This window comes from bacterium (genome assembly GCA_035945995.1).
Taxonomy (GTDB): domain Bacteria; phylum Sysuimicrobiota; class Sysuimicrobiia; order Sysuimicrobiales; family Segetimicrobiaceae; genus DASSJF01.
Map to the genome: position 1 here is coordinate 1 of DASYZR010000007.1, position 1,838 is coordinate 1,838.

2 protein-coding genes are annotated in these 1,838 nt (G+C 66.6%); both read left to right on the forward strand.

Annotated elements, in window-relative coordinates:
- Positions 1-642 (forward strand): histidine kinase (locus VGZ23_00700; protein HEV2356128.1); only part of this gene is annotated, 642 nt, incomplete at its 5' end.
- A 7-nt stretch (positions 643-649) separates the two neighbouring features.
- The gene (locus tag VGZ23_00705) at positions 650-1,303 is read left to right on the forward strand and encodes a response regulator transcription factor (protein HEV2356129.1); all 654 of its coding nucleotides are present in this window, start codon (positions 650-652) and stop codon (positions 1,301-1,303) included.
- Positions 1,304-1,838: the final 535 nt, after the last annotated feature.

Consider the following 1,838-nt stretch of genomic DNA (forward strand, 5'->3'; position numbering starts at 1 on the left):
CTCAGGGAGCTGGAGGTATCCCGTGCTCGCATCGCCCGGGCGGCGGACGAGGCTCGCAGGAGGATCGAACGCGACCTCCACGACGGCGCGCAGCAGCAGTTCGTCGCCGTCGCTATGCGACTGGAAAACGCCCGGCGGCTGCTCGCGGCCGCGCCCGATGACGCCGCCCGGCTCCTGCAGGCGGCGCACGCCGACCTGCGCGAAGCCATCGCGGAACTCCAGCGCCTAGCCCACGGAATCCACCCCGCGGAGCTGCCGGAAAGGGGCCTCACCTCGGCCCTGCGGACGCTCGCGCGCCGGGCGGCGATACCCGTCGACGTGAAGGCAACAGACGTCGGACGGCTGCATCCTGCCATCGAGGCCACCACGTACTACATCGCCGCCGAGGCCACCGCCAACGCCGCCAAGCACGCGCGCGCCCATCAGGTCGAGATAACGCTGGCTCGAACACCACACGCGCTCCGGCTCACCGTCACCGACGACGGCGTCGGCGGAGCGGCCGTCAGCAGAGGCACAGGACTGCAGGGTCTTCACGACCGCGCGGACGCGGTCGGCGGCCACATCACACTGATGAGCCCCGTCGGCGGGCCGACCGTCCTCACGGCCGATCTCCCGATCCTCGGGCCGCGAACCGAGAGGTAGCTTGCCCATGCCGCTCCGCTTGGTCCTGGCCGACGACGCGGCCTTGATCCGCCAAGCACTCGCCGAACTCCTCCAGCGAGCCGGCATCGAAGTCGTCGCACAAGTCGACAACGCGCCGTCGCTCATGCGGGCCGTCGAAAATAACCGGCCCGATGTGGCGATCATCGACATCCGCATGCCCCCGACCCAGACCCGAGAAGGCATTCACGCAGCGCTCGAGATCCGCAAGCTTTTCCCGGCCGTCGGGATCTTGCTTCTATCCACCTACACTCAAATCGAGGACGCGGTCGAGCTATTCTCCGCAACCGCTAATCGCGTCGGCTATCTCCTCAAAGACTCAGTATCCGACCTGGATGAACTCATCGACGCTCTCACGCGCATCAGTGAAGGCGGCACCGTCCTCGACCCCAAGCTCGTCGTCGAACTGCTCGCGACCAGACGGCGGACAGACCCCCTCGACGCGCTTACGCCACGAGAACGCAAGGTGCTCGCGCTCATGGCCCAAGGGCAATCGAACTCCGGTATCGCAAAGACCCTCTGGATAACCCACGGCGCGGTCGAAAAGCACATCAAGCACATCTTCGCCAGACTCGGAATCCCCGCCACCTCTGATGCCCACCGACGCGTCCTCGCCGTCATCACATTCCTAGAAGCCCGTTAACGGGCCCAGCGCAATTTGCGCGAGGTCGTGCACCCGCCCGCCACGAATGTCCGAAGCAGGGCACGTGGGAATTTTGCGGCCCTGCGCGCCGGCTCGGCCAGTTAGTTCATCGCCCGGCCAGACTGGCGGCACCGGCCGTTCGAGGAAAAGAAATTTCACTATCCCGAACGGGCAGTGGTGTACCGCGCATCATCCGGTCAGTGCCCAGCACGCTAGGGCAATGCCAACTCCGACGTATCCGCTCCGGTCGCGCGCGACGTGTGACCCCAGTGCAGATGAGACCGGCCCCGGGCGCCTGCTAGGGCAATACACGGATGCGACCGCCCCGGGGGTGGCGGAGTGTGAAGGCATGGAAGGACGAAACGGGATGGTGTGAGATGCCCACTACGACACAACTCGCCGGGACCAGGCTGAACGTCAACGATGTTCGGTGCGTTGCGCTGTTCGCCTCCGGGCTGCAGCCATCGGACGCGCCGACCGCCGAAACGGTGACCCAGGCAATCAACCGCGTCATCCGACGGCTCGGCGTGCGCGG